Source organism: Nocardia sp. NPDC058497, assembly GCF_042720195.1.
Taxonomy (GTDB): Bacteria; Actinomycetota; Actinomycetes; order Mycobacteriales; family Mycobacteriaceae; genus Nocardia.
On sequence record NZ_JBHXMY010000562.1, the window covers coordinates 1 to 3,763 of the forward strand.

Genomic DNA, 3,763 nt, shown 5'->3' on the forward strand with positions numbered 1-3,763 from the left:
AAGAGGTCGGGTGATCGTGGCGGCCAGGGATGCCGCGGTGCTGGGGTGCTGGGTAGCGGTGGTGGTCATCGGTCAGCTCTCCGCGGGGGTGATCGACAGCGGAACCGTGCCGGCGGGGACAGGGGTTTCCTCGTTGTCCTTCTTGGCGGTCAGGTGTGGACACAGCGATCCGCAGATCGTGCACGGTGCACCGGTTTTCAGACCTGCGTTGATGAAGGCGTTGCCGGCCAGTCGTGGGTAGAGGGCGTGGGTGGCTTGCACGTCCCAGTTGTTCGCGCGCCGAGCCACGGAGATGGCGCGCTGGCGGGCTGCCTCGTCGGTGTTGCCGCGGCATAGTTCGAGGGCGGTGATGGCGACCTTGACGTTTCGCACGGCCTCGGCAGTGTCGGGACCGGTGGGCATCAGGTAGTGCTCGACCTGAGTAATGCTGGCGAACATGTCGCCGCCGTGCTGACCGGCGGTGGCCACGCCGATGGTGTTGACGATCGAGTCGAGGGTGACGGCGTTGTCGACCACCATCGGGCCTGCCAGCCACAGTGGCGCGCCACCGAGTGCCTTCTTGTAGGCGGGGATGATTTCGGGGATGCGGTGCAGCGGGATGTGGCCACCGGTTTCGCACAGGATTTGAACTCCGGCATCGAGGGCTTGGCGGCGCAGCGTCGCCAGCAACTCGATCTCGCGCCATTTCAGCTCGTCACCGGCGTCGGCTGTGGCGCCGGGGCGGAAAATGTCCCCGAGGTCGAGCACAACACCACGGCGTCGGCAGATGTCGAGGATGCCGTCGAAGTATTCGTGCAGCGGTGATTCGGTGTTGTGCATGCGCATGTAGCGGGCGATCAGTCCGCCACCGCGAGAGGTGGTGGGCATGATCCGTTTCGACTGCTCGCTGCTACGCGCCAGCTCTGGGTTGATCCCGGCGTGGATCAGCGCGAAGTCGACACCGGAGTCCAGGCCGAGCTCGAATCGTTCCAAGAACTCGGCCCGGCCGAGCTTCTTGCGTGGCTGTGCGAACAGGTCGTAGGTCAGACAGCAGCCCAATGGAATACCGACCACTTCCTTCAGCTCGCGGCGCAGCGCGATGCCCTCGGGGTTGGTGGTCAGGTCGATCACTGCGTCGGGCTTGGCGGCCAGGATCACCGACATGCTGTCGACGATCGCGTCGCGGTTGGTGTCCTTGGGGCCCAGGCCGATCAGCGCGGTGACTTTTCGCCGAGTGCCTGCACCTACGAAGATCGGGACGAAGTCGTTGTGTTGACGAGATTCGTTGGAGCGCAGGAACACCAGGGTTCCGTCTGCGATGGCGGTCGCGGCATCGGTGACTTCGATTCCTTCGCGCGCACAGGTCTCGATGAACTGTGGATCAGTCGAGTAGTCGAGATCGAGCATGGTGGTGCACCTTTCAATCGGCGGATACGGGGGAGGAGCGCTGCAGTGGCCACGGCACGGCTGCCTCGCCGGTGCGGAGGTCACCCCAGGCGATGACGTGGTCGGCGACGGTTGTCCACGCCTGGTGCAGCTCGTTGAAGTCGACGGGCGCGCTCGCGTGGAACTTCGCTTCGAATCCGATGTACGCGGCTGCTAGGTCGTCCATCGCTGCGCCGTAGGCCCGGTCGGGCAGGCGGGTGTGGTTCGCTACCCAGGCATCGACCAGTTCGACGAGTGCGGTTCGGCGCGTGTCGATTCGGGTGGTGTTTGCGGGGTTGATGTGGCGGCAGCGGTGCAGGTGGGCGAATGCTTGGGCCCAGCGTGCGATGCGGTGGTCACCAGGAAGGTGTCCGAATGCGCCACGGAATGCGGAGATCAGGCGGTACCCAGTCGGCAGTTCGTGCGGGGTACTGCAAACGTCGACAGTTGCCGCATCAGGGCGAGACACTGGAGGCGGTTCGGGTCGAGTGTCGCAAGGACCGCAAGTACCGACATGGTGGCTGGACTGATGAAAATCAGTGTCTGCGTGAGGAATTCGGGATAAATGTTCGGTCCGTGTTCCTGTGATCGATGGCGATAGTGGTGGCATCAATTGAGAGTGGGCCAGTAGGCAACAACCTTTGTCCCGCAGCGGGACATGGGGACAACGGGGCATAGCGATGCTGATCGCTCGCGTCCACGAATGGGAGCAGCAGATGACCGGAATAGATCACGGCGATATGTTCGTCGGTCGGCAAGTCCGCGTGATCCGTGCTCGCCGTGGACTCACCCAACAGGTGCTGGCCGATCGAGTCGGTGTCAGCCGGGGAGCCATCGCGAAATATGAAGCAGGGGAGCGGCCCATCGATTCCCGCAAGTTGCTGCATGCGCTCGCTGCGGCACTGTCGGTCGACATCGGCGACCTCACCGGGCACGAACACGAACGGCTCGGCGCACCGGCCACGGCCTTTCATGCGGCTGTGCCGGAAATCGAAACCGCCTTCTGGACAGCCGGAAACATCACCGACGTAGCTCCGGCGCGCCGCACCGATTCCCTCATCGACGCGAGCAAGCACGCCGCTCGACTGCAGATGGAATGCGAGTACGCCACCCTCGCACCGCTGCTGCCCGCGCTGCTCACCGACCTGTATCGGCGGACGCGCGACGGATCTCCGGCCGACCAGCATGCGGCGTGGGACGCGCTGGCTCAGGTCGCGTTCAGTACGTCGATAGCGATGCGAGCCCGCGGCTACACGGCGGTGGCATGGTCGGCAGCGCAGGAAGCCGAACGCGCAGCCCAGATGATCGACAGCCTCCCAGGGCATGCGGCGGCGACATTTGCCCGCAGCCAGGTCCTGCTCTCACGTCCGGGAGCGTTGAAGGCAGCGTTGGACTGCGTCGAGGACACAGCGGAAAGGATCTCGTCGGATGTCCGGACTGTCGGGGAGGTACAGACACTCGGCATGCTGCATCTGCAGGCATCGCTGGTGACTGCGGCCAGCGGCGGCGACCCGGAAGCGCACCTGGACGAGGCAGCCGAGCAGGCGGCGAGACTGGACAAAGCGACAGCATCGGCGGCGTCGATTCTGGGCAATCCGACGTTCGGCTCCCCGAATGTCGCGCTGTGGAAGATGTCGGCGGCTATGGAAGTCCGCGACGCGGACGCTGTGCTCCATCTGGCGCGCCAGCTCGATCCGCACACATTGCCCACCGCGGGGCGTACAGCGCAGTACTTCGTCGAAGTGGGCCGCGCAGCATCGATGAAGCGAAACTATCCAGCGTCGATACACGCTTTGCTGCGGGCCGAACATATTGCTCCACAGCAGGTTCGGAACATGACCCATGTCCGTGAGCTCGTCGGGCACACGATGCGCAAGGCGCGGAGAAACCTCACCACCGGCGACCTGGGGCGGCTGGCGCAACGAGTGGGCGTGGTTCCGGCGTAGGTGCGCGAACGAGCCCGATGGCTGCGACGATGGTGGCTATGGCTGAGCGAACCCCGGTGTTGTACGCGATCGTGACTGGTGCAACTCCTGCGAGCAATGTCGGTCAGCTGGTCGAGCTTGCTCAGGCCGACGGATGGGACGTGTGCGTCGTCGCCTCGCCGAACGGTGCCCGGTTCATCGATACCGAAGCACTGGCAGCCCAGACCCGGTACCCGGTGCGTTCACAGTTCAAGGAACCAGGCACTGTCGACCTCCTGCCCCCGGCTGATGCACTGATCGTCGCGCCGATCACATCGAACTCGTTGGCGAAGTGGGCCGCCGGCATCGGCGACACGCTTCCTCTGGCGATGCTGGTCGAGGCAGTCGGCGGCGGACGTCCGGTCGTGGCGGTGCCACATGCAAAGCCCGAGCAG

The 3,763-nt window shown here is 64.8% G+C and carries 4 protein-coding genes; 2 read left to right on the plus strand and 2 right to left on the minus strand.

Annotated features, from left to right (window positions below):
• Positions 1 to 72 precede the first annotated feature (72 nt).
• Together ACFWPJ_RS27215 and ACFWPJ_RS27220 are read right to left on the minus strand one after the other, a co-directional pair.
• Entirely contained in the window at positions 73 to 1,386 is a 1,314-nt protein-coding gene (locus ACFWPJ_RS27215) for a phosphomethylpyrimidine synthase ThiC (RefSeq protein WP_378855493.1), read from the minus strand.
• Between the two features lie 13 nt (positions 1,387 to 1,399).
• A complete protein-coding gene (locus ACFWPJ_RS27220) occupies positions 1,400 to 1,591 on the minus strand; it encodes a hypothetical protein (protein ID WP_378855495.1) in 192 nt (63 codons plus the stop codon).
• 493 nt (positions 1,592 to 2,084) lie between these two features.
• On the opposite strand from ACFWPJ_RS27220, the gene ACFWPJ_RS27225 reads away from it, so the two are divergent.
• Both ACFWPJ_RS27225 and ACFWPJ_RS27230 read left to right on the plus strand, forming a co-directional pair.
• A complete protein-coding gene (locus ACFWPJ_RS27225; protein ID WP_378855497.1) occupies positions 2,085 to 3,350 on the plus strand; it encodes a helix-turn-helix transcriptional regulator in 1,266 nt (421 codons plus the stop codon).
• A gap of 38 nt (positions 3,351 to 3,388) precedes the next feature.
• Positions 3,389 to 3,763: flavoprotein (locus ACFWPJ_RS27230; RefSeq protein ID WP_378855499.1), on the plus strand; the 375-nt coding region annotated here is incomplete at its 3' end.

Excerpts from the sequence above, each read along its gene's own strand:
- ACFWPJ_RS27215 (WP_378855493.1), bottom strand. The coding sequence starts at position 1,386 with ATGCTCGATCTCGACTACTCGACTGATCCACAGTTCATCGAGACCTGT.
- ACFWPJ_RS27220 (WP_378855495.1), bottom strand. The coding sequence starts at position 1,591 with ATGGACGACCTAGCAGCCGCGTACATCGGATTCGAAGCGAAGTTCCAC.
- ACFWPJ_RS27225 (WP_378855497.1), top strand. The coding sequence starts at position 2,085 with ATGCTGATCGCTCGCGTCCACGAATGGGAGCAGCAGATGACCGGAATA.